The sequence below is a fragment of the Hydrogenophaga sp. FW305-3-2-15-A-LB1 genome, assembly GCF_058787875.1.
Map to the genome: position 1 here is coordinate 1 of NZ_JBYTAE010000043.1, position 18,370 is coordinate 18,370.

Annotated in this window: 17 protein-coding genes; 11 read left to right on the plus strand and 6 right to left on the minus strand. The window is 69.8% G+C overall.

Annotated elements, in window-relative coordinates; translation table 11 throughout:
- Nucleotides 1–24: 24 nt before the first annotated feature.
- From AC3WPZ_RS14505 to AC3WPZ_RS14520, 4 genes are read left to right on the plus strand one after another with little or no spacing between them, the layout of a single operon-like run.
- Nucleotides 25–1,026: an ABC transporter substrate-binding protein gene (locus AC3WPZ_RS14505; protein WP_492440231.1), complete on the plus strand. Its 1,002-nt coding sequence runs from the start codon at nt 25–27 to the stop codon at nt 1,024–1,026.
- Nucleotides 1,027–1,043: 17 nt separating this feature from the next.
- On the plus strand, nt 1,044–2,111 hold the full coding sequence (locus AC3WPZ_RS14510; protein ID WP_382322072.1) for an aromatic ring-hydroxylating dioxygenase subunit alpha: 1,068 nt from the start codon (nt 1,044–1,046) through the stop codon (nt 2,109–2,111).
- An 11-nt stretch (nt 2,112–2,122) separates the two neighbouring features.
- Nucleotides 2,123–2,953 (plus strand): creatininase family protein, encoded by an 831-nt coding sequence (locus tag AC3WPZ_RS14515; RefSeq protein WP_492440233.1) that lies wholly within the window; start codon nt 2,123–2,125, stop codon nt 2,951–2,953.
- Nucleotides 2,950–4,233, plus strand: coding sequence for an amidohydrolase family protein (locus AC3WPZ_RS14520; RefSeq protein ID WP_492440235.1), 1,284 nt, complete (start codon nt 2,950–2,952; stop codon nt 4,231–4,233). Before AC3WPZ_RS14515 ends, AC3WPZ_RS14520 begins: the two co-directional genes overlap by 4 nt.
- A gap of 21 nt (nt 4,234–4,254) precedes the next feature.
- Here AC3WPZ_RS14520 and AC3WPZ_RS14525 read toward each other — a convergent pair whose 3' ends face one another.
- Entirely contained in the window at nt 4,255–5,778 is a 1,524-nt protein-coding gene (locus AC3WPZ_RS14525) for a class I adenylate-forming enzyme family protein (protein ID WP_492440237.1), read from the minus strand.
- The gene (locus tag AC3WPZ_RS14530) at nt 5,772–6,245 is read right to left on the minus strand and encodes a hypothetical protein (RefSeq protein ID WP_492440239.1); all 474 of its coding nucleotides are present in this window, start codon (nt 6,243–6,245) and stop codon (nt 5,772–5,774) included. The genes AC3WPZ_RS14525 and AC3WPZ_RS14530 overlap by 7 nt, the downstream gene beginning before the upstream one ends.
- 147 nt (nt 6,246–6,392) lie before the next feature.
- Between AC3WPZ_RS14530 and AC3WPZ_RS14535 the strand changes: the two genes are divergently transcribed.
- Complete coding sequence (locus AC3WPZ_RS14535; protein WP_382325747.1) at nt 6,393–7,382, plus strand: 2-hydroxyacid dehydrogenase; 990 nt, start codon at nt 6,393–6,395, stop codon at nt 7,380–7,382.
- Here AC3WPZ_RS14535 and mdeB read toward each other — a convergent pair.
- Nucleotides 7,366–9,969 carry an alpha-ketoglutarate dehydrogenase gene (gene mdeB, locus AC3WPZ_RS14540; RefSeq protein ID WP_492440241.1) on the minus strand — a complete coding sequence of 868 codons (2,604 nt, stop codon included), beginning with the start codon at nt 9,967–9,969 and terminating at the stop codon, nt 7,366–7,368. The two genes, AC3WPZ_RS14535 and mdeB, sit on opposite strands and share 17 nt — an antisense overlap.
- 101 nt (nt 9,970–10,070) lie before the next feature.
- Here mdeB and AC3WPZ_RS14545 point away from each other — a divergent pair, with 101 nt between their 5' ends.
- The 4 genes from AC3WPZ_RS14545 (at nt 10,071) to AC3WPZ_RS14560 (ending at nt 13,406) form a co-directional block, all read left to right on the plus strand.
- Complete coding sequence (locus tag AC3WPZ_RS14545; RefSeq protein WP_382322064.1) at nt 10,071–10,553, plus strand: Lrp/AsnC family transcriptional regulator; 483 nt, start codon at nt 10,071–10,073, stop codon at nt 10,551–10,553.
- Nucleotides 10,554–10,564: 11 nt separating this feature from the next.
- Nucleotides 10,565–11,452, plus strand: a complete 888-nt coding sequence (locus AC3WPZ_RS14550; protein ID WP_492435447.1) for a LysR family transcriptional regulator — start codon at nt 10,565–10,567, stop codon at nt 11,450–11,452.
- 121 nt (nt 11,453–11,573) lie between these two features.
- On the plus strand, nt 11,574–12,395 hold the full coding sequence (locus AC3WPZ_RS14555) for a class II aldolase/adducin family protein (protein ID WP_382322062.1): 822 nt from the start codon (nt 11,574–11,576) through the stop codon (nt 12,393–12,395).
- Between the two features lie 42 nt (nt 12,396–12,437).
- On the plus strand, nt 12,438–13,406 hold the full coding sequence (locus AC3WPZ_RS14560; protein ID WP_492435445.1) for a tripartite tricarboxylate transporter substrate binding protein: 969 nt from the start codon (nt 12,438–12,440) through the stop codon (nt 13,404–13,406).
- A gap of 16 nt (nt 13,407–13,422) precedes the next feature.
- Here the strand turns inward: AC3WPZ_RS14560 and AC3WPZ_RS14565 are convergent, their stop codons facing one another.
- Nucleotides 13,423–14,208: an IclR family transcriptional regulator domain-containing protein gene (locus AC3WPZ_RS14565; RefSeq protein ID WP_382322060.1), complete on the minus strand. Its 786-nt coding sequence runs from the start codon at nt 14,206–14,208 to the stop codon at nt 13,423–13,425.
- A 23-nt stretch (nt 14,209–14,231) separates the two neighbouring features.
- Nucleotides 14,232–15,122, minus strand: a complete 891-nt coding sequence (locus tag AC3WPZ_RS14570; protein ID WP_382153902.1) for a LysR substrate-binding domain-containing protein — start codon at nt 15,120–15,122, stop codon at nt 14,232–14,234.
- A gap of 99 nt (nt 15,123–15,221) precedes the next feature.
- Here AC3WPZ_RS14570 and AC3WPZ_RS14575 point away from each other — a divergent pair, with 99 nt between their 5' ends.
- Complete coding sequence (locus AC3WPZ_RS14575; RefSeq protein WP_382322059.1) at nt 15,222–16,430, plus strand: MFS transporter; 1,209 nt, start codon at nt 15,222–15,224, stop codon at nt 16,428–16,430.
- Nucleotides 16,431–16,455: 25 nt separating this feature from the next.
- A complete protein-coding gene (dkgB, locus tag AC3WPZ_RS14580) occupies nt 16,456–17,265 on the plus strand; it encodes a 2,5-didehydrogluconate reductase DkgB (RefSeq protein ID WP_382322058.1) in 810 nt (269 codons plus the stop codon).
- Nucleotides 17,266–17,279: 14 nt separating this feature from the next.
- Here dkgB and AC3WPZ_RS14585 read toward each other — a convergent pair whose 3' ends face one another.
- Nucleotides 17,280–18,245 carry an AraC family transcriptional regulator gene (locus tag AC3WPZ_RS14585; protein WP_444687521.1) on the minus strand — a complete coding sequence of 322 codons (966 nt, stop codon included), beginning with the start codon at nt 18,243–18,245 and terminating at the stop codon, nt 17,280–17,282.
- Between the last annotated feature and the right edge of the window lie 125 nt (nt 18,246–18,370).

The following is an 18,370-nucleotide window of genomic DNA, read 5'->3' on the forward strand; positions in this document are numbered from 1 at the left end:
CCCCCCCCACAAGGAGTTCTCCCCATGAATGTCCGATCGGTTCTTGGTTCGGCGCGCGGCGCCCTGGCCGCCTGTCTCGTGTCGCTGACCGCCGTGGCACTCCCCGCCCAGGCGCAGGCCCCGCGCGACGTGAATGTGGCGCTGAGCTTCTACGCCTCCGCCGAACACGGTGGCTACTACGCGGCGCTGGCCGAAGGCATCTACGAAAAACACGGCCTGAACGTGAAGGTGACGCAGGTCGGCCCGCAGGGCAACAACATGCAGCTGATGGTTTCGGGCCGCATGGACTTCGTCAACGGCTGGAGCATGCGCGCCCTCAACGCGGTGCGCGAGGACATTCCCCTGGTGTCGGTGGCCGCCGTGTTCCAGCGCGACCCACAGTGCCTGGTGCATCACCAGGGGGCGTACGCCAAGCTGGAGAACATGAAAGGCGCGCCGATCCGCGTGGCCCAGCTCGCGCGCGGCAGCTTCTGGCCCTGGCTGAAGGTCCGGCACGGCTTCGACGACAGCCAGCTGCGGCCGTTCGACACCAGCTACGCAGCCCTGCTGCAGGACCCCAAGATGGTGCAGCAAGGTTTCATCACCAACGACGGCTTCCAGTTCAAGCGCCAGAACCTCGCCATGGACTGCCTGCTGCTGGCCGACTACGGGTGGTCCAGCTACAACTACACGATCGACACCACCCAGCGGCTCATCAAGGAGAACCCCAAGCTCGTGGGCGACTTCGTCAAAGCCACGGTGGAAGGCTGGCGCGCCTTTTTCAAGGACCCCGCGCCGGCCTCGCGCCTGATCAAGGCGAACAACCCGCAGATGACCGACGAACAGATCGCCTACGCCATGGCGCAGATGAAGCAGTACGGCCTGGTCGAGTCGGGCGACGCCGCGGGCGGCAGGATCGGCGCCATGAGCGATGCCCGCTGGACGGCCTTCTACCAGGAGATGGTGGCCGCCAAGGCGCTGCCCCCCGGACTCGACCCGCGCAAGGCCTACGACCTGCAATTCGTCAAGCAGCTGTATCCCCAATAACCGAAAGAGACACGCCCATGCTGATCACCCAACAACCCATGTTCCGCCACTTCTGGTACCCCGTCATGCCCACGCACCTGCTGGACGCCGGCCACCCCAAGGCCTTCCGGCTGCTGGGCGAAGACATCGTGCTCTGGAAAGTCGGCGAAGGGCGCTACGCCTCGATGGAAGACCGCTGCTGCCACCGCACCGCCAAGCTCTCGATGGGTTGGCTGGAGGACGACCGCATCGTCTGCGGCTACCACGGCTGGGCCTACGACTGCACGGGGCAATGCGTGTCCATGCCGCAGAGCCCCGAGGCCCAGAAGATCCCCTACAAGGTGAAGAGCCACCTGACGGACGTGCGCTACGGCTACGTGTGGGTCTGCCTGGAGCCCGATCCGATCAACACCATTCCGGTGCTGGAAGAAGACGGCGCGCCGGGCTTCCGCCTGATCCACGAGTTCTACGAACCCTGCCGCGCCACCGGCCTGCGCCTGATGGAAAACTTCTTCGACTTCTCGCACACGAGCTTCGTGCACAAGGGCACCTTCGGCAACCTGGTGGACGCCAAGCCGCGCAAGACCGAGATCGAGGAAACCGAGCACGGTCTGGTGCTGCGTGGCGATGTGCCGGTGCTCAACGCCGACGAACACATCCAGCGCGTGGTGCGCGACAGTGGGCTGGAGTCGGTGCGGCACATGGTCAGCAAGTGGTACATGCCCTTCATGCGCAAGTCGCAGATCAACTACCCCAACGGCCTGATCCATTCGCTGGTGACCTCGGCCACGCCCATCGACGACGAGCGCTCCATGCTGTGCCAGTGGATCTACCGCAACGACACGGAGGCCGAAGTCAGCGCGGCCGACTGCATCGAGATGGACCGCCGCATCACCAACGAGGACATCCTGATCCTCGAAGGGCTGGACCCGGACGTGCCGCTGGCACCCGCCAACGCCGAGGAGGCCCACATGTACACCGACCGGCCGGGCCTGGCGATGCGCCGGCGCCTGCTGAAGATGATGGAGGCGCGTGGCGAGAAGGAAGTGCGCACGCCGCGCAACCTGGCGCGTTTCGGCATCCGTGTCGAAACCGCCTCGGCGTGAAGGGCGCTGCCATGGCCGACACCTTCGCCGCCACCGTGCCCTCCCGCTTCTGGGCCGACCTGACCAGCGAGGCCTTCTCGCGCCTGGACCGGGCCAGCGTGATCGCCGTGCTGCCCGTGGGCGCGATCGAGCAGCACGGCCCGCACCTGCCGATGTCGGTGGACACCGCCACCGTCAACGCCATGGTGGCGGCCACGCTGCCGCACCTGGGCGCGGAGCTGCCGGTGCTGTTCCTGCCCACGCAGCCCATCGGCAAGAGCAACGAGCACTCGCGCTACCCGGGCACGCTGACCCTGTCCGCGCAGACGCTGATCACCCTGTGGAGCGAGATCGGCGCCTGCGTGGCCGCCGCCGGCGTGCGCAAGCTGGTGCTGTTCAACAGCCACGGCGGGCAGGAGTCCATCATGGACATCGTGGCCCGCGACCTGCGCGAGCGCTTCGACATGCTGGTGGTGTGCGTGAACTGGTACCAGCTGGGTCTGCCCGATGGGCTGATCGGCGACGACGAGATGCGCCACGGCATTCACGCGGGTGAACTGGAGAGTTCCATCCTGCTGCAGATTCACCCCGAGTTCGTGCGCATGGACCGGGCCAAGGACTTCGCCAGCACCGACCGCGCCCTCAGTGGTGGCTCGCGATACCTGTCCTATGTGGAGGGCAAGGCCCGCGTGGCCTGGCAGACGCAGGACCTGAACCCGCAGGGCGCCTGCGGCAATGCGATGCTGGCCACGGCCGAGAAGGGGCGCGCCACGCTGGACTTCGTGGGCGGCCAGTTCGCCCAGGTGCTCGAAGACGTGGACCGCGTGCCCCTGGCCTCGCTGGACAGCGCCACGGCGTGGTGAGCGACCGCTGGCTGGCGCGTGCCCGCGTGCCCGAAGCCCTGCTCGACGCGGCGGTGCGCGATGCCTTCGCGCTCGCCGCGCCGGGCCTGCGCACGGTCCACCTGCGCCTGCGCAACGGATTCATCGATGCGCTGGCGCCAGCCCGGGTCGACGACGGCCTGCCGGTGCTGGACCTGGCCGAGGGCATCGTGAGCTCGCGCTGGGTGGACCTGCACACGCACCTGGACAAGAGCCACACGGCGAGCCGCATCGGCCGCCACCACCACACGCTGCGCGCTGCGGTGGCGGCCTCCGGCGAAGACCGCGAGCGGTGGACGGCCGAGGACATCCGGCGCCGCATGGGTTTCTCGCTGCGCAGCGCTCTCGCGCAGGGCACGCGCGCGGTGCGCACGCACATCGACTGGGTGGGGGCCGCCACGCCGCCGGCCTGGACCGTGGGCCAGGACCTGCGCCGCGAGTGGGCGGACCGCATCGAACTGCAACTGGTGTCCCTGACGCCGCTGGCCCTGTTCGCCGATGCCGCACTGGGTGACACCGTGGCCGCCGTGCTGGCCGATCAGGGCGGCGTGCTGGGCGCGTCGGTGCACCCCGTGCCGGGCCAGCGCGGTCTGCTGGAGCGGGTGTTCGCGCTCGCGGTGGCGCACGACCTGGACCTGGACTTCCACGCGGACGAGCATCTGCAGAACGACATCGAGGGCCTGCGCGGCATCGCCCGCCTGACCGCGCGCCATGGCAGGCAGGGCCGGGTGACGGTGGGCCATGCCTGCGCCCTCTCGGTGGCGCCGGCCGACGAAGGCAGCGCCGTGCTGCGCGCGCTGGCCGAGGCCGGCGTGGGGCTGATCGGCCTGCCCCTGGCCAACCTGCAATTGCAGGACGGCGATGTGCCCGGCCGCACGCCGCGCCTGCGCGGCATCGCACCGCTGCAGGAGGCGAGGGGACATGGGGTGGCCGTGAGCCTGGCCTCCGACAACGTGCAGGACGCCTTCGTGCCGATGGCCGATTTCGACCCGCTGCAGGTGCTGGCGCTCGGCGCGCTCGCGGCCCACCTGGACGACCCGCTCGTGCAGTGGGTGCACAGCATCACCACCACGCCCGCCGCCGCCATGGGCCTGGCCTGGGATGGCCGGCTGCGCGTGGGTGCACCGGCCGATCTGGTGCTGCTGGCGGGGCGCAACAGCTTCGAGGTGTGTGGCCGGCCTCAGCGCCGCGTGTTGCACCGGGGTCGTCTGCTCGACGCCGGCCTGCCCGATTTTCGCGAGCTCGACGCGCCCGCCGGCTGAAGCGCCGGGGGGCGCGGTCGATCAGGCTGCCGCCATGGCCAGCGTGAGCAGATCGCCCTTGGCGATCTTGCCGGTGGGCGTCATGGGCAGTTCATCAAGGCTCACCACCTCCATCGGCGACAGGTCGTAGCTCACCTCGGCCTGCACCGCCTTTTTGAGCGCGGCCGGGTTGGGCGTGGTGCCGGCGTGGCAGGTGATGAAAGCGCGCGGCCGCACGCCACCGCCATCGGCCGGCAGGCCGATCAGCGCCGCCTGGCGCACACCGGGCTGGCGGCAGAGGGCTTCCTCGACATCGCGCGGGAACCAGCTCACGCCGTTGACGTGCAGCAGCTCGGAACGCCGCCCGCGCATGGTGACGTGGCCATCGTGGTCGATCAGGCCGATGTCGCCGGTGCGCAGCAGGCCCTGGGCCGTCACCTCCTCCGTCTTGCCGGGCTTGCCCCAGTAGCCCCACATGAAGCCGCCCCGCAGCACGATCTCGCCCAGCTGGCCGGGCGGCAGGCGCTGGCCATCGGGGCCCATCATCCAGACTTCCTTGTCGGGCAGGGCGGGGCCCACGCGCATCAGCTTGCTGTCTTCCGGTTCGAGTTCGGGGTAGCCCAGCGCCATGAAGCCGCCGAGCTCACTCTGGCCGAAGCTCTCCACCAGCGGCAGGCGCAGTTCGTCGCGCCAGGCGCGCTTGAGGGTCGGCGGCACCGGCCCGCCGCCCGAGAGGCCCATGCGCAGGCGGCCGGGCGCGCGGCCGCGCAGGGCGCTTTCGGTGCGCAGCTCTTCCAGCAGCGTGGGGTTGCCCACCAGGATGCTGGCCTGCGCCTGTTCGAGCGCGTCCCAGCCGGCGGTCTGGGTCCAGAAGCGCATGACGTGCACGGTCGCGCCGCGCGAGAGCGCGGGCAGCAGGTTGCCCACCAGCTGGTAGGAGCTGGACAGCGCGGTCGGGCCGAACGAGACGTCGTCCGCCCGCACGCGCAGGCGCTCGGCGATGCAGCGGCTGGCGCGCACCGTGGGTTCGTGGCTCAAGCAGGCGCCCTTGGGTTTGCCGGTGGTGCCCGAGGTGTAGGACAGGTGGGCGATGGCGCCCTCGTCCTCGGGGTCGGGCGGCGCCGCGAAGGCCTGGGCCATCAGCTCGGGCAAAGCGTGGGCGCCCGGCTGCGCGCCGTCCATGCACACCAGGTGGTCGATGCCCGGCACCTGGGCCACTGCCGCGAGCACGGCGTCGCGCATGTCGTGCGTGTAGATGAGCACGCGCGGGCGGTGGTCGGCCAGGTAGTAGGCGAGGTCGTCCTTGAACTTGACGTTGACCAGCGCCGCGATCGCCCCGATGCGCCACGCGCCCAGCATGGCCAGCAGGTAGTCCATGCCGTTGTGCGCGAACACCGTGACGCGGTCACCTTGGCGCACGCCCAGGTGCGCGAGCGCGCCGGCCATGCGCTCCATCTGCGCGACGGTCTCGGCGTACGACAGGCGGGCCTGCCGATCCACCCAGACGAAGGCGGTCTTGTCGGGGTGGCGCATCGCGCCGTCGGTGATCAACTGATGCATCAGCATGGGGAAGGTCCTTTCTGTGGGGTGGAGGGGTGGGCGGTCTCTGCGGCGCTGGCTTCCTCGCAGCGCACGGTGACGTCCAGGCTCGCCAGGTCCTGCACGTATTCGAAGGACGCCTGCAGGCCGTCGATCCATTGCAGCGCGCTCGTGTGCGACCGGAAGACCATGGCGCCCTGGTAGACGATGGTGTTGCCCCGCCGTTGGCCCTGGCCCCGGCTGCGCGTGCTGACGGTGCCCGCGCCCAGGAAGAGCGCGCCGCGCCCTTGCCACTGGTAGTGGCCGTCGGGGCCGAGGTGGCCGATGAAGCTGCAGGCCGCGCTGCCCGGGCCCAGGCGGACGGACGCGAGCGCGGCGCTGAAGCTGATCTCCATGCGCGGTCCATCGGGCGCGGGCCGCAGCACGCGCCGCGATTCGACGCGCCCCTGAAGCAACATGAACGGGGCGGTGGTCTCGGTGGGGGTGGCGGGCATGGGTGGCTGAAGAATGGGCACTGGCCGCCGAGTATGGGAACAGGGCCCTTTGCATTCCATGCCCGCGCCGGCATGACGCCGATCCGCTGAACGCATGGACCGAAAGACCGGGTGCTCGGGATACTGGGCCGCACCATGAACCCATCCTTGCCCAAACCCCGCCTGCTGATCGCACGCGCCGTTTTTCCCGAAGTGATCCAGCGCCTGGAGGCCTGTTTCGAGGTGGACAGCAACCAGGCCGACACCGTGCTGGACGCCACGCAGCTGGCCGGTCGGCTCGGGGACAAGCAGGCGCTGCTGTCCACGGCGGGCGATGTGATCGACGAGGCCTTGCTGGCGCGTTGCCCGTCGCTGCGCATCTGCGCCAACCTCGCGGTGGGCTTCGGCAACCTGGACCTGGCCGCGATGTCGGCGCGCGGCGTCGTGGCCACGCACACGCCGGGCGTGTTGACCGAGACCACGGCCGATTTCGGCTTCGCGCTGCTGATGGCGACCGCGCGGCGCCTGGGCGAGGGGGAGCGCTGCGTGCGCGAGGGTCAATGGACGAAGTGGTCCGTCGACTTCATGGCCGGGCAGGACATCCACGGCAGCACGCTCGGCGTCCTGGGCATGGGGCGCATCGGGCAGGGCGTGGCGCGCCGGGGCGCGCACGGCTTCGGCATGCGCGTGATCTACCACAGCCGCACGCGCCTGAGCGCGGCCGACGAGGCCGCGCTGCCGGCCTGCTTCGTCGGCATGGACGAGCTGCTGAGTGAGGCCGACCACCTGGTGCTGGCGCTGGCCCACAGCGCCGCCACGCACCACCTCATCGATGCCCGGGCGCTCGCGCGCATGAAGCCGGGCGCCACGCTGGTGAACATCGCGCGCGGCGGCGTGGTGGACGAGGCCGCGCTGGTCGAGGCCCTGCGCAGCGGCCGCATCGCGGCGGCCGGGCTGGACGTGTTCGAGCACGAGCCGGCGGTGCACCCGGGGCTGCTCTCGCTGCCCAACGTGGTGCTCACGCCGCACATGGCCAGCGCGAGCCGCGCGACCCGCCTGCGCATGGCCCACTTGGCGGCGGACAACCTGATCGGATTCTTCGAGACCGGCCGGGCGTTGACGCCCGTGCCGGCCCCCGCGCTCAGCGCGCCGGCCTGAGCAGCGCCGCCGTCGCCTGCCGCGAGATGTGCTCCGCGTCGACCTGGAAGAAGGCGCGCAGCGCGGCGCGCGTGTCGCTGCGGCCGAAGCCGTCGGTGCCCAGTGTGTGGAAAGCCCGGCCTTCAGGCACGAAGGCGCGCACGCTCTCGGGCACGGTGCGCACGTAGTCGGTCGCGGCGATCACCGGGCCCGCGCTGTCGGCCAGCAGTTGCGTGAGGTGCGAGCGCTCGCCACGCGCCACGCCGTCGCGCGCGAGTTCGCTCCAGCTGGTGATGCTGAACACGTGCACGCCGATGCCTTGTTCGGCCAGTTGCGCGGCGGCCTTGAGCACCTCGGTGAAGATCGCGCCCGAGCCCAGCAGGGTCACCTGCTGCGCCGCGTTGTCGGGCCCGAAACGGCCGAAGCGGTAGCCGCCCTGGAGCACACCGTCGGCCGCGCCCTCGGGCAGGTCGGGCTGGGCGTAGTTCTCGTTCATCAGCGTGACGTAATAGAACACGTCCTGCTGCTCCACCAGCATCTCGCGCATGCCCGCGTCCAGGATGACGGCGAGTTCGCCCGCGAAGGCCGGGTCGTAGGCCTTGCAGTTGGGGATGGTGGCGGCCACGAGGTGGCTGCTGCCGTCCTGGTGCTGCAGGCCTTCGCCGCCCAGCGTGGTGCGCCCCGAGGTGGCGCCCAGCAGGAAGCCGCGCGAGCGCTGGTCGGCCGCGGCCCAGATCGCGTCGCCCACGCGCTGGAAGCCGAACATGGAGTAGTAGATGTAGAAGGGCAGCATCGCCAGGCCGTGCACGCTGTAGCTGGTGGCCGCCGCCGTCCAGCTCGCGATGGCGCCGGCCTCGCTGATGCCCTCTTCCAGGATCTGCCCGTCCAGCGCCTCGCGGTAGCTCAGCACCGAGCCGATGTCTTCGGGCGCGTAGCGCTGGCCCACGCTGCTGTAGATGCCGACCTGCTTGAACAGGTTGGCCATGCCGAAGGTGCGCGCCTCGTCGGCCACGATGGGCACGATGCGCGGGCCGAGTTGCCCGTCTTTCAGCAGGCCGCCGAGCATGCGCACGAAGGCCATGGTGGTGCTCATCTCCTTGCCGTCGGCCTTGAGCGCGAAGGCGGCGTAGGCGTCGATCGCGGGCACGGGCACCACCTCGCAGGCGGTCTCGCGCCGGGGCATGGCACCGCCCAGGCGGGCGCGGTGCTCGCTCAGGTAGCGCATCTCGGCGCTGTCGTCGGCGGGCTTGAAGAAGGCCAGGCCCGTGGCTTGCTCGTCGCTCAGCGGCAGGTTGAAGCGGTTGCGGAATTCGATCAGGTCGGCGCCGTCGAACTTCTTCTGGCTGTGCGTGGTCATCTTGCCCTGGCCTGCGCTGCCCATGCCGTAGCCCTTCTTGGTCTGCGCCAGGATCACGGTGGGCTGGCCGGTGTGCGCGGCGGCGGCCGCGTAGGCGGCGTGGATCTTCACCAAGTCGTGGCCACCGCGCTTCAGGCGGTCGATCTGCTCGTCCGTCATGCCCTGCGCCAGGCGGGCCAGTTCCTCGTTCTGGCCGAAGAAGTTGTCGCGGTTGAAGCGGCCGTCCTTGGCGGCGAAGGTCTGCATCTGGCCGTCCACCGTGTGGGCGAAGGCGCGCACCAGCGCGCCGGTGACGTCGCGCGCGAACAGGCCGTCCCAGTCGCTGCCCCACACCAGCTTGATCACGTTCCAGCCTGCGCCGGCGAAGAGTTTTTCCAGCTCGTCGATGATGCGGCCGTTGCCGCGCACCGGGCCGTCCAGGCGCTGCAGGTTGCAGTTGACCACCCACACCAGGTTGTCGAGCTTCTCGCGCGCGGCCAGGGTGAGCGCGCTCATGCTCTCGGGCTCGTCCATCTCGCCGTCACCGAACACGCCCCACACCTTGCGGCCCGCGCAGTCCTGCAGGTTTCGGTGCGTGAGGTAGCGCATGAAGCGCGCGTGGTAGATCGAACTGATCGGACCGATGCCCATGGAGCCGGTGGGGAACTGCCAGAAGTCGGGCATGAGCCAGGGGTGCGGGTAGCTCGAGAGGCCGCGCGCGCCGCTGGCCGGTGCGGTGATCTCCTGGCGGTAGTGCAGCAGGTCGGCTTCGCTGAGCCGGCCTTCCAGGAAGGCGCGCGCGTACACCCCGGGCGCGCTGTGCGGCTGGAAGAAAACCAGGTCGCCGCCGTGTTGTTCGCTGCGCGCATGGAAGAAGTGGTTGAAGCCGGTCTCGAACAGGTCGGCCGCGCTCGCGTAGCTCGCGATGTGCCCCCCGAGTTCGCCGTACGCCTGGTTCGCGCGCACCACCATGGCCAGCGCGTTCCAGCGCATCAGCGAGGCCAGGCGCTCCTCGACCGCGAGGTCGCCGGGGAAGGCGGGCTGGTCTTCCACCGCGATGGTGTTCACATACGGCGTGTTCAGCTCGGGCTGCCAGCCGATGCGCTGCTGGCGGGCCAGGCGCGCGAGTTCGTCGAGGATCTGCCGCGCGCGCGCCGGCCCCTGGCTGGCCGCCAGCGAGAGCAGGGCATCGCGCCATTCGAGGGTCTCTTGTGGGTCCGGATCGGTAGAGAGGGACTCGCTGAAATGCAGCTGCTTCGAAACGTCGTTCATGGTGGGTTCTCCTGGATCAGGCACTGTAGGCGCGCCCCGCTGGCAGTTGGTGTCGATCGGACGCACGGCCACGCGGTCGGCGGGCATAAAATGCTTCGATCATGAAAACAGACGGCACAAACCACTTCGATGCCACCGATCTGAAGATTCTGGAAGAGCTTCAGAACGACGCCAGCCTGTCCAACGTCGAGCTGGCGCGGCGCGTGCACCTCTCGCCATCGCCCTGCCTGGCGCGGGTGCGGGCGCTGGAGGCGCGTGGGCTGATCCGCCAGTACGTGGCGCTGCTGGACGCGAAGCAACTCGGGCTGCACCTCAACGTGTTCATCTCCATCAGCCTCAAGCAGCAGAGCCGCGAGGCGCTGGAGGAATTCGAGGCGCGCATCGGCATCCGCGACGAGGTGATGGAGTGTTACCTGATGACGGGCGACGCCGACTACCTGTTGCGCGTGGCCGTGCCCGACATGCCGGCGCTGGAGCGCTTCATCCTGGAGCAGCTCTCGCCGATCGCCCAGGTGGAGAAGATCCGCTCGAGCTTCGCGCTCAAGCAGGTGCGCTACAAGACCGCGCTGCCCCTGGCCGGTTGAGCGGTCGGCCCATGTTCAGCCTGAGGCACATCGAGGTTTTCCACGCCATCATGCGCGGCGGCACGGTCACGGCCGCCGCGCGCATGTTGAACGTGACGCAGCCGGCCGTGAGCGCGACGCTCAAGCACATGGAAAGCCGCATGGGCATGAAGTTGTTCGAGCGCGCCGGTGGCCGGCTGTTGCCCACGCCCGAAGCGCGGGCGCTGCTGCCCGATGTGGCGGGCATCTATGGCCGCATGGACGCGATGGAGCGGCTCGCGCAGGACCTGGCGGGCGGGCGGCTGGGCACGCTGTCGATCGCGGCCTCCTCGCCGATTGCCAACGGGTACGGGGCCGCTGCCGTGGCGGCCTTCATCGCCGACAGCCCGGGTGCGCGCGTCACGCTGCAGTCCCTCGCTTCGCCTCTGGTGCTGGACCGCGTGGCCAGCGGCGAGGCCGAGCTGGGCGTGGCTTACGAACCGGTGCTGCACTCCGAAGTCGTGACCGAGGTGCTGGTGCACAACAGCGTGGCCTGCGTCATGCGCAGCGATCACCCGCTGGCGGCGAGGCCCGAGATCCACATCGAGGAACTGGCACCTCACGGCCTCATCACCTACCTGCCGCAGGCGGTGCTGCGCCCCTATGTGGACCGCGCCTTCAGCCAGGCCGGCGTCACGCCGGACATCCGCGTGCAGGTGGGGTTGTCGATCACCGGCATCGCGCTGGCGTACCACGGCGCGGGCATCGCGCTCGTCGAGCCGCAACTGCTGGCCTCGCTGCCTTTGCCAGGGCTGGTGGCGCGGCCCTTGTTGCCCCGGCTCGAAGTGCGGACGCTGCTGCTGCGGCACAAGACGGCGCCTTCGTCGGTCCTGCTGGACAAGTTTCTGCCCCACCTGCGCAAGGCGGCGGCCCCGAACTGAGCCCAGGGGTCCCCCGGGCATAAAGCGGGCTTATGGCCTGGGCCCGATTGGTGATTGGCGCCCACGGCGGGTCCTTCATAGACTGCCCAGCCAGAACACCCGACCTGGACAGAGACCCACCATGAACACCCACCCGCCGGCGCAGGCCGGCCGATCCGTCTACCAACCCGAACAGGAAGGCCTGTACTTCCCCCAGCCGCCGCAATTCGCGACCTTCGCCGAGGAACGCCTGCACCGCAAGCAACGCCTGGCGGCGGTGTGCCGCGTGTTCGCCCGGTTCCGCTACGAATACGGTTTTGCCGGTCATGTGACGGTGCGCGACCCCGAGCACACGGACCTGTACTGGACGAATCCTTTCGCCATGGACTTCGGCCGTGTGCGCACGTCCGACCTGCTGCTGGTCGACCACGACGGCAAGGTGCTGGAAGGCCGCTGGGCGGTCAACCGGGCCGGCTTCGTGCTGCACGCCGCGATCCACGAGGCCAACCCGCACATCGTGGCCTCGTGCCATGCGCACACCACGAACGGCATGGCCTGGGCCGCGCTCGGCCGCAAGCTCGACCCGATCACGCAGACGGCCGCCAGCTTCCACAACGATCACGCGCTGATCGCCGAAGAGGCCGGTGCCGTGGTGGTGCAGCGCAGCGCCGGCGCGAGCGTGGCCGCGGCGTTCGGCGAGAACAAGATCGCCATTCACCAGAACCATGGCCTGTTCTCGGCCGGCCGCGACAGCGTGGACGAAGCCGCCTGGTGGTTCATCGCGGCGGAGCGGGCCTGCGAAATCCAGCTCAAGGCCGAAGCCACGGGCCATCCGCTGCAGCACATCGGCGCCGAGGCGGTGGCCCACTCGTCGACGCACCTGGGCACGCCCTTCATCGCGTGGCTGCATTTCCAGCCCATCTACGACGCCATCTGCCGCTCGGACCCGGACCTGTTCGACTGATCCTTTCCTTTTCCTCACAACACCGACGGAGACATTCTTCCCATGTTCAACACCTTCAAGCGCACCGCCGTGCTGGCGGCGATGCTGGCCTCGACCCTGACCACTGCCCACGCCGCCTGGCCCGACGACAAACCCATTGAAATCGTCGTCGGCTTCGCCGCTGGCGGCGAGACCGACATCATGGCGCGCGGCCTGGCGCCCTTCATCCAGAAGCACCTGGGCGGCAAGGCGAACCTGGTGGTCATCAACAAGGTGGGCGCCTCGGGCGAGATCGCCAACGCCTATGTGCAGCGGGCCGCCGGCGATGGCTACACCCTCGGCGTGGTCAATGTGCCGCCGCTGCTGTTCGTGCCGCTGACCAAGAAGGCGCAGTACGACCCGAAACAGCTCTCGCTGCTGGCCCGTGTGGTGAGCGACCCCACCTTCCTGGTGGCGCGCGCCAACAGCCCCTACACCTCGCTCACGCAGGTGGTGGCCGCGCTCAAGGACAAGCCCAACTCGCTGACCTTCGGCTACAACGGCGTGGGCACCAACGGCCACCTGGCGATGCTGCAGCTGCAACTGGCCACCGGCGTGAAACTCAACGACATTCCGTTCAACGGCTCCAGCCAGTCGAAGAACTCGCTGCTGGGCGGCCACACCGACTTCATGTTCACCAGCCTCACCGCGGTGCCCGCGCCCGAGAAGGAGGCCGTGCCGCTGCGCATCGTCTCGCAGTTCATGGAAACGCGCGCGCCGGCGATCAAGGACGTGCCCACTGCCAAGGAGCAGGGCATTGCCGTGGTGATGCCGTCCGACCGCGGGTTCGCCGCGCCCAAGGCCGTGCCGGCCGACATCCAGGCGCGGCTGCAACAGGCGATCGCGAGCAGCCTGAAAGATCCCGAATTCCTGAAGACCGCGTCGTCCTATGCGTCGGTGATCAGCTACCTGCCGGGCGCCGAGTGGCAGCGTTCGCTGGATGCCAGCCTGCCGATGCTGGAGGCGCTGGCGGCCAGGATGCCGAAGGAGTAAGGCGGGGCCTTTGAGCTCACAGCAGGGGCCGCGCGCTGCGCGCGGTGTCCTGCAGCACCGGCAGGATGCGCTTGACCGCGAGTTCGCTGGTCTCGTTGTTCATGGGCATGGTCACGCTCATCGCGCCCAGCAGCTCGTCGTTGTGGTCCCACAGCGGCACGGCGATGCCCCGGTAGTTCATCTCCAGCTGCTGCTCCGAAATCGCCCAGCCCTGTTGGCGCGCCTGCACCAGGTTCTGCTGCAGCTGCTGTTTGTCCAGCACGGTGTGCGAGGTGAAGGGGCGCAGCGTCTGCGCCGCGAGCCAGGGTTCCCAGAAGCCCGGCCCGAGCGCGGCCAGGATCACCATGCCGGCGGCCGTCAGGTGCGGCTGCACGCGCGAGCCCAGCATGTAGCCGGTGTTGAGGTGGCGCTGCGTGCCGCTGCGCGCGATGTAGACCAGCTCGTCGTGGTCCAGCACGGCGCTGTAGGCGACCTCGCCGGTGCCGGCGGTCACGCGCTGCAGGTAGGGCTGCACGGCGCGCGGCAGGCGTGCCGATTCCAGGTAGGCCTGGCCCAGGCGCATCACGCGCGGCGTGAGCCAGAACAGCTTGCCGTCGGTGGTCACGTGGCCGGTGTGCACCAGCGTGAGCAAGTACCGGCGGGTGGCGGTGCGCGTCATGCCGCAGCGCTGCGCGGCCTGGCTGGCGGTCAGGCGCGAGTGTTCGGCGTCGAAGGCCTCGATCAGGTGCAGGCCCTTCTCCAGGCCGGCGATCCAGTCGCGGCGTTCCATGTCCTGGGGGGCGTTGTAGGGTGGTGGCGGCATGCGGTGGATTCTGCCGGCTGCGTTCAGGCGCTGGCCAGGCGCAGCGCCAGGAAGTCCACGAAGCAGCGGATGCGCGAGGCCAGCTCGGTGTTGCGGTAGTAGACCGCGTGCACCGGCTGGCGTTGCTCCAGCGTGTCGCGCATCAGCACCTGCACCAGGTCACCGCGGGCGCGGTCGGGCCCGGTCATGAAGTCGGACAGGCAGGCGATGCCCGCGCCCGCGAGCGCGAGCTGGCGCACCGTCTCGCCGCTGGAGGCGGCGATGGTGGGCGTGATCGCCAGGCCGTCGCCGTCGGGGTGGCGCAGCGGCCAGGTGTTGAGCACCTCGGGCTGGGTGAAGCCCAGCAGCGCGTGGCGCGCCAGGTCCTCCACCTTGGTCGGCCGGCCGGCCTTCTTCAGGTAGGCCGGGCTGGCGTACAGGCGCAGGCGGTACGAGGTGAGCGGCCTGGCGTGCAGCGTGGAGTCGCGCAGCGTGCCGATGCGCACCGCCACGTCGGCGCGGTGCTCGATCAGGTCGATGATGCTGTCGCCGCTGTGCAGCTCCAGCTCGATGTCGGGGTACTCGGCCAGGAAGTCGTTCACCAGCGGCACCAGCACGTGCAGGATGAAGGGCGAGGCCGCGTTCACGCGCAGCTTGCCGGCGGGTTTGAGGTGGCGGCAGGCCAGCTCGTCCTCGGCGGCCTCGACCGACTGCAGGATCTCGCGCGCCCGCGCGAGGAACAGCTGGCCTTCCTCGCTCAGCTCCAGGCGCCGCGTGGTGCGCCGCATCAGCGTGGTGTTGAGCTTCTGCTCCAGCCGGCTGAGCGCGCGGCTGATGCCCGAGCTGGTCTGGCCCAGCTGCTCGGCGGCGGCGCTGATGGAGCCCGTGTCCACCACGGTCCTGAAGGCGAGCAGTTCGTCGAGGGTGGTCTTCATTCTTGAATTTTCGGCACAAATGTTGTTCCAGGCAACCGCTTTTTCTCAAGAAAGAACCGGCCCACACTGCGAACCTTTCCAGCCCTACGGAGTGGTTTCATGCCTTTAGCCTTGCTCGCGCTGACCATCAGCGCCTTCGCCATCGGGACGACCGAGTTCGTCATCGTCGGCCTCATCCCCACCATCGCGGCCGACCTCGGCGTGAGCCTGCCCTCGGCCGGCCTGCTGGTCAGCCTGTACGCGCTGGGCGTCGCCGTGGGCGCGCCGGTGCTCACCGCGCTCACCGGCAAGCTGCCGCGCAAGACGCTGCTGCTCTCGCTGATGGTGCTCTTCACCGTCGGCAACCTGCTGGCCTGGCTCTCGCCGGGCTACGAGACGCTGATCGCCGCGCGCGTGCTCACCGGCCTGGCGCACGGTGTGTTCTTCTCCATCGGTTCGACCATCGCCACCGGCCTGGTGCCCAAGGAGAAGGCGGCCAGCGCGATCGCCACCATGTTCAGCGGCCTCACCGTGGCGCTGGTCACCGGCGTGCCGCTGGGCACCTTCATCGGCCAGCACTTCGGCTGGCGCGCCACCTTCCTCGCGGTCGCCGCGCTGGGCATCGTGGCCATCGTCGGCAGCCTGCTGTTCGTGCCGCGCAAGCTCGCGCACAGCCAGCCCGCCTCGCTGCTGCAACAGCTGGCGGTGCTCAGGCAGCCGCGCCTGCTGCTGGTGTACGCGATGACGGCCGTGGGCTACGGCGGCACCTTCGTGGCCTTCACCTACCTCGCGCCCATGCTGCAGCAGGTCACCGGTTTCCAGGCCAGCGCGGTCGGCGGCGTGATGCTGGCCTACGGCCTGTCGGTGGCGGTGGGCAACCTCTGGGGCGGCAGGCTGGCCGACCGCAAGGGCCCCATCCCCGCGCTGAAGATCATCTTCTCGCTGCTCGCGCTGGTGCTGCTGGTGCTGACCTTCACCGTTTCCAACCCCTGGCTCATGGTGCTGACCGTGCTGGCCTGGGGCGCCGTGGCCTTCGGCAACGTGGCCGGCCTGCAGGTCTATGTGGTGCAGCAGGCCGAGCGCTTCGCGCCGCGCGCCATCGACGTGGCCTCGGGCCTGAACATCGCGGCCTTCAACCTCGGCATCGCGCTCGGCGCCTGGGGCGGTGGCTGGATCGTGGACGGCATCGGCCTGCGCCACACACCCTGGATCGGCGCCCTGGTGGTGCTCGGCGCGTTCGGCCTGACCGTGTGGAGCGGCCGCCTCGACGCGCGCGACCCGGCACCGGCCCGCAGCGGCGGACGCACAGCGGCGTACGCTGGTCACTGACTCCCTTTTTTTTGAAAGACACACCATGAACACCCCCATCCCTTCCTTCGGCCTCGGCACTTTCCGCCTGCAGGGCCAGGTCGTCATCGACGCCGTGCGCCAGGCACTGGAGCTCGGCTACCGCCACATCGACACCGCGCAGATCTACGGCAACGAGGCCGAGGTCGGCCAGGCCATCGCCGAGAGCGGCGTGCCGCGCCGCGAGCTGTTCGTCACCACCAAGGTCTGGACCGAGCACCTGGCCGCCGAGAAGCTCGTGCCCAGCCTGCAGGAGAGCCTGCGCAAGCTGCGCCTGGACCAGGTGGACCTCACGCTGATCCACTGGCCCTCGCCCGCGGGCGCCGTGCCGCTGGCGGATTCGCTGCACGCGTTGCAGGCCGCGCAGGCCCAGGGCCTGACGGCGCACATCGGCGTCTCCAACTTCACCATCCCGCTGCTGCGCCAGGCGATCGACGTGGTGGGCGCGAAGGCCATCGCCACCAACCAGATCGAGCTGCACCCCTACCTGCAAAGCCCGAAACTCGTGGCCTTCGCGCGCGAGCAGGGCATCCACCTCACCTCGTACATGACGCTGGCCTACGGCAAGGTGCTGGGCGATGCCGTGGTCACCGAGCTGGCGCGCTCGCGCGGCTGGACACCGGCCCAGGTGGTGCTGGCCTGGGCGCTGCAGCGCGGCTTCGCGGTGATTCCTTCGTCCACGAAGCGCGAGAACCTGCAAGGCAACCTGCTCGCGCCCACGCTGCGCCTGAGCGACAGCGAGCTGGCGCGCATCGACGCGCTGGACCGGGGCGAGCGCCTGGTGAACCCCGACGGCCTGGCGCCGGTGTGGGACTGAGCGGCGGCGGCCCCTCAGGCCCGGGCCGCGCGGCGTGAGGCCTGTCGCGCCGCGCCCGGCGAGGTGCCGACCCAGCGTTTGAAGGCGCGGCTGAAGGCGGCCTCGGACTCGTAGCCGTGGCGGCTCGCCAGGTCGGCCAGCGGCGCGTCGTCTTCCTTGAGTTGCGCCAGCGCGAGATGCATGCGCCAGCGCGCGAGGTACTGCATGACCGGCTCGCCCACGCGCGCCGTGAAGCGGGCCGAGAGCGCGGAGCGCGACATCGCCACCTCCGAGGCCAGCGAGGCCACCGTCCAGGGCCGGGCGGGGTCGAGGTGGATGAGCGCGAGCGCGCGGCCGATCTGCTTGTCCTGCAGCGCGCCGATCCAGCCGGTCTGCGCGGCCGGGTCCTGCGCCATCCAGTTGCGGATGGCCTGGATCACCAGGATGTCCGCCAGCCGCGTGATGATGGTCTCGCCCCCAGGCAGCAGCGTTCGCGCCTCCGACATCATCAGCCGCAGGCTGTGCTGCATCCACTCGTGCTGCCCCGCGCTGGCGCTGTCGACGCAGAGCAGTTTCGGCAGCAGCTTCACGAGCCGCTCGGCCGCCGGGTGATCGAAGCGCACCACGCCGCAGACCATGCTGGTGGGCGCACCACCGCCGCCGTGGCGCAGAACTTCATAGCGCTCGCTGACGGTCTGGCGCGGCAGGTCGAACAGCGCGACGGTGGGCACGTCGGGGCCGCTGTAGAAGGCATGGCCCTGGCCGTGCGGCACCAGCGCGAACTCGCCGGCGCGCAGCAGCCGGGGCGCCACACCGGGCACCGCGATCCAGCATTCGCCGGCCGTCACGACGTGGAACATCAGGCAGTCGTCGAGCGCGGGCAAGGCCACCGACCACGGCGCCGTGACCTCGGAGCGGCAATAGAAGCTGCCGCTCATGCGCAGGAAATGCAGGGCCTCGCCGAGCGGGTCGATGGCGGGCCAGAGGTCTTTGGCTTTCATGCCGGGGAGTATCGGCCGGTGCGGTGCCATCGTCCAATGCACCTGGACGAATGGTCATGAAAGAGCGCTTCTGAATCATTGTTGATCCCACGTGGCCTGCGGACACTGGACGCCTGGCAAGCCGG

Bases quoted from the DNA above. Each gene is read 5' to 3' on its own strand.
- AC3WPZ_RS14565 (WP_382322060.1), bottom strand. From the start codon at position 14,208: ATGCCGCCACCACCCTACAACGCCCCCCAGGACATGGAACGCCGCGAC.
- AC3WPZ_RS14510 (WP_382322072.1), top strand. From the start codon at position 1,044: ATGCTGATCACCCAACAACCCATGTTCCGCCACTTCTGGTACCCCGTC.
- AC3WPZ_RS14505 (WP_492440231.1), top strand. From the start codon at position 25: ATGAATGTCCGATCGGTTCTTGGTTCGGCGCGCGGCGCCCTGGCCGCC.
- AC3WPZ_RS14575 (WP_382322059.1), top strand. From the start codon at position 15,222: ATGCCTTTAGCCTTGCTCGCGCTGACCATCAGCGCCTTCGCCATCGGG.
- AC3WPZ_RS14550 (WP_492435447.1), top strand. From the start codon at position 10,565: ATGTTCAGCCTGAGGCACATCGAGGTTTTCCACGCCATCATGCGCGGC.
- AC3WPZ_RS14570 (WP_382153902.1), bottom strand. From the start codon at position 15,122: ATGAAGACCACCCTCGACGAACTGCTCGCCTTCAGGACCGTGGTGGAC.
- AC3WPZ_RS14555 (WP_382322062.1), top strand. From the start codon at position 11,574: ATGAACACCCACCCGCCGGCGCAGGCCGGCCGATCCGTCTACCAACCC.
- mdeB (WP_492440241.1), bottom strand. From the start codon at position 9,969: ATGAACGACGTTTCGAAGCAGCTGCATTTCAGCGAGTCCCTCTCTACC.
- AC3WPZ_RS14530 (WP_492440239.1), bottom strand. From the start codon at position 6,245: ATGCCCGCCACCCCCACCGAGACCACCGCCCCGTTCATGTTGCTTCAG.
- AC3WPZ_RS14585 (WP_444687521.1), bottom strand. From the start codon at position 18,245: ATGAAAGCCAAAGACCTCTGGCCCGCCATCGACCCGCTCGGCGAGGCC.
- dkgB (WP_382322058.1), top strand. From the start codon at position 16,456: ATGAACACCCCCATCCCTTCCTTCGGCCTCGGCACTTTCCGCCTGCAG.
- AC3WPZ_RS14560 (WP_492435445.1), top strand. From the start codon at position 12,438: ATGTTCAACACCTTCAAGCGCACCGCCGTGCTGGCGGCGATGCTGGCC.
- AC3WPZ_RS14545 (WP_382322064.1), top strand. From the start codon at position 10,071: ATGAAAACAGACGGCACAAACCACTTCGATGCCACCGATCTGAAGATT.
- AC3WPZ_RS14515 (WP_492440233.1), top strand. From the start codon at position 2,123: ATGGCCGACACCTTCGCCGCCACCGTGCCCTCCCGCTTCTGGGCCGAC.
- AC3WPZ_RS14525 (WP_492440237.1), bottom strand. From the start codon at position 5,778: ATGCTGATGCATCAGTTGATCACCGACGGCGCGATGCGCCACCCCGAC.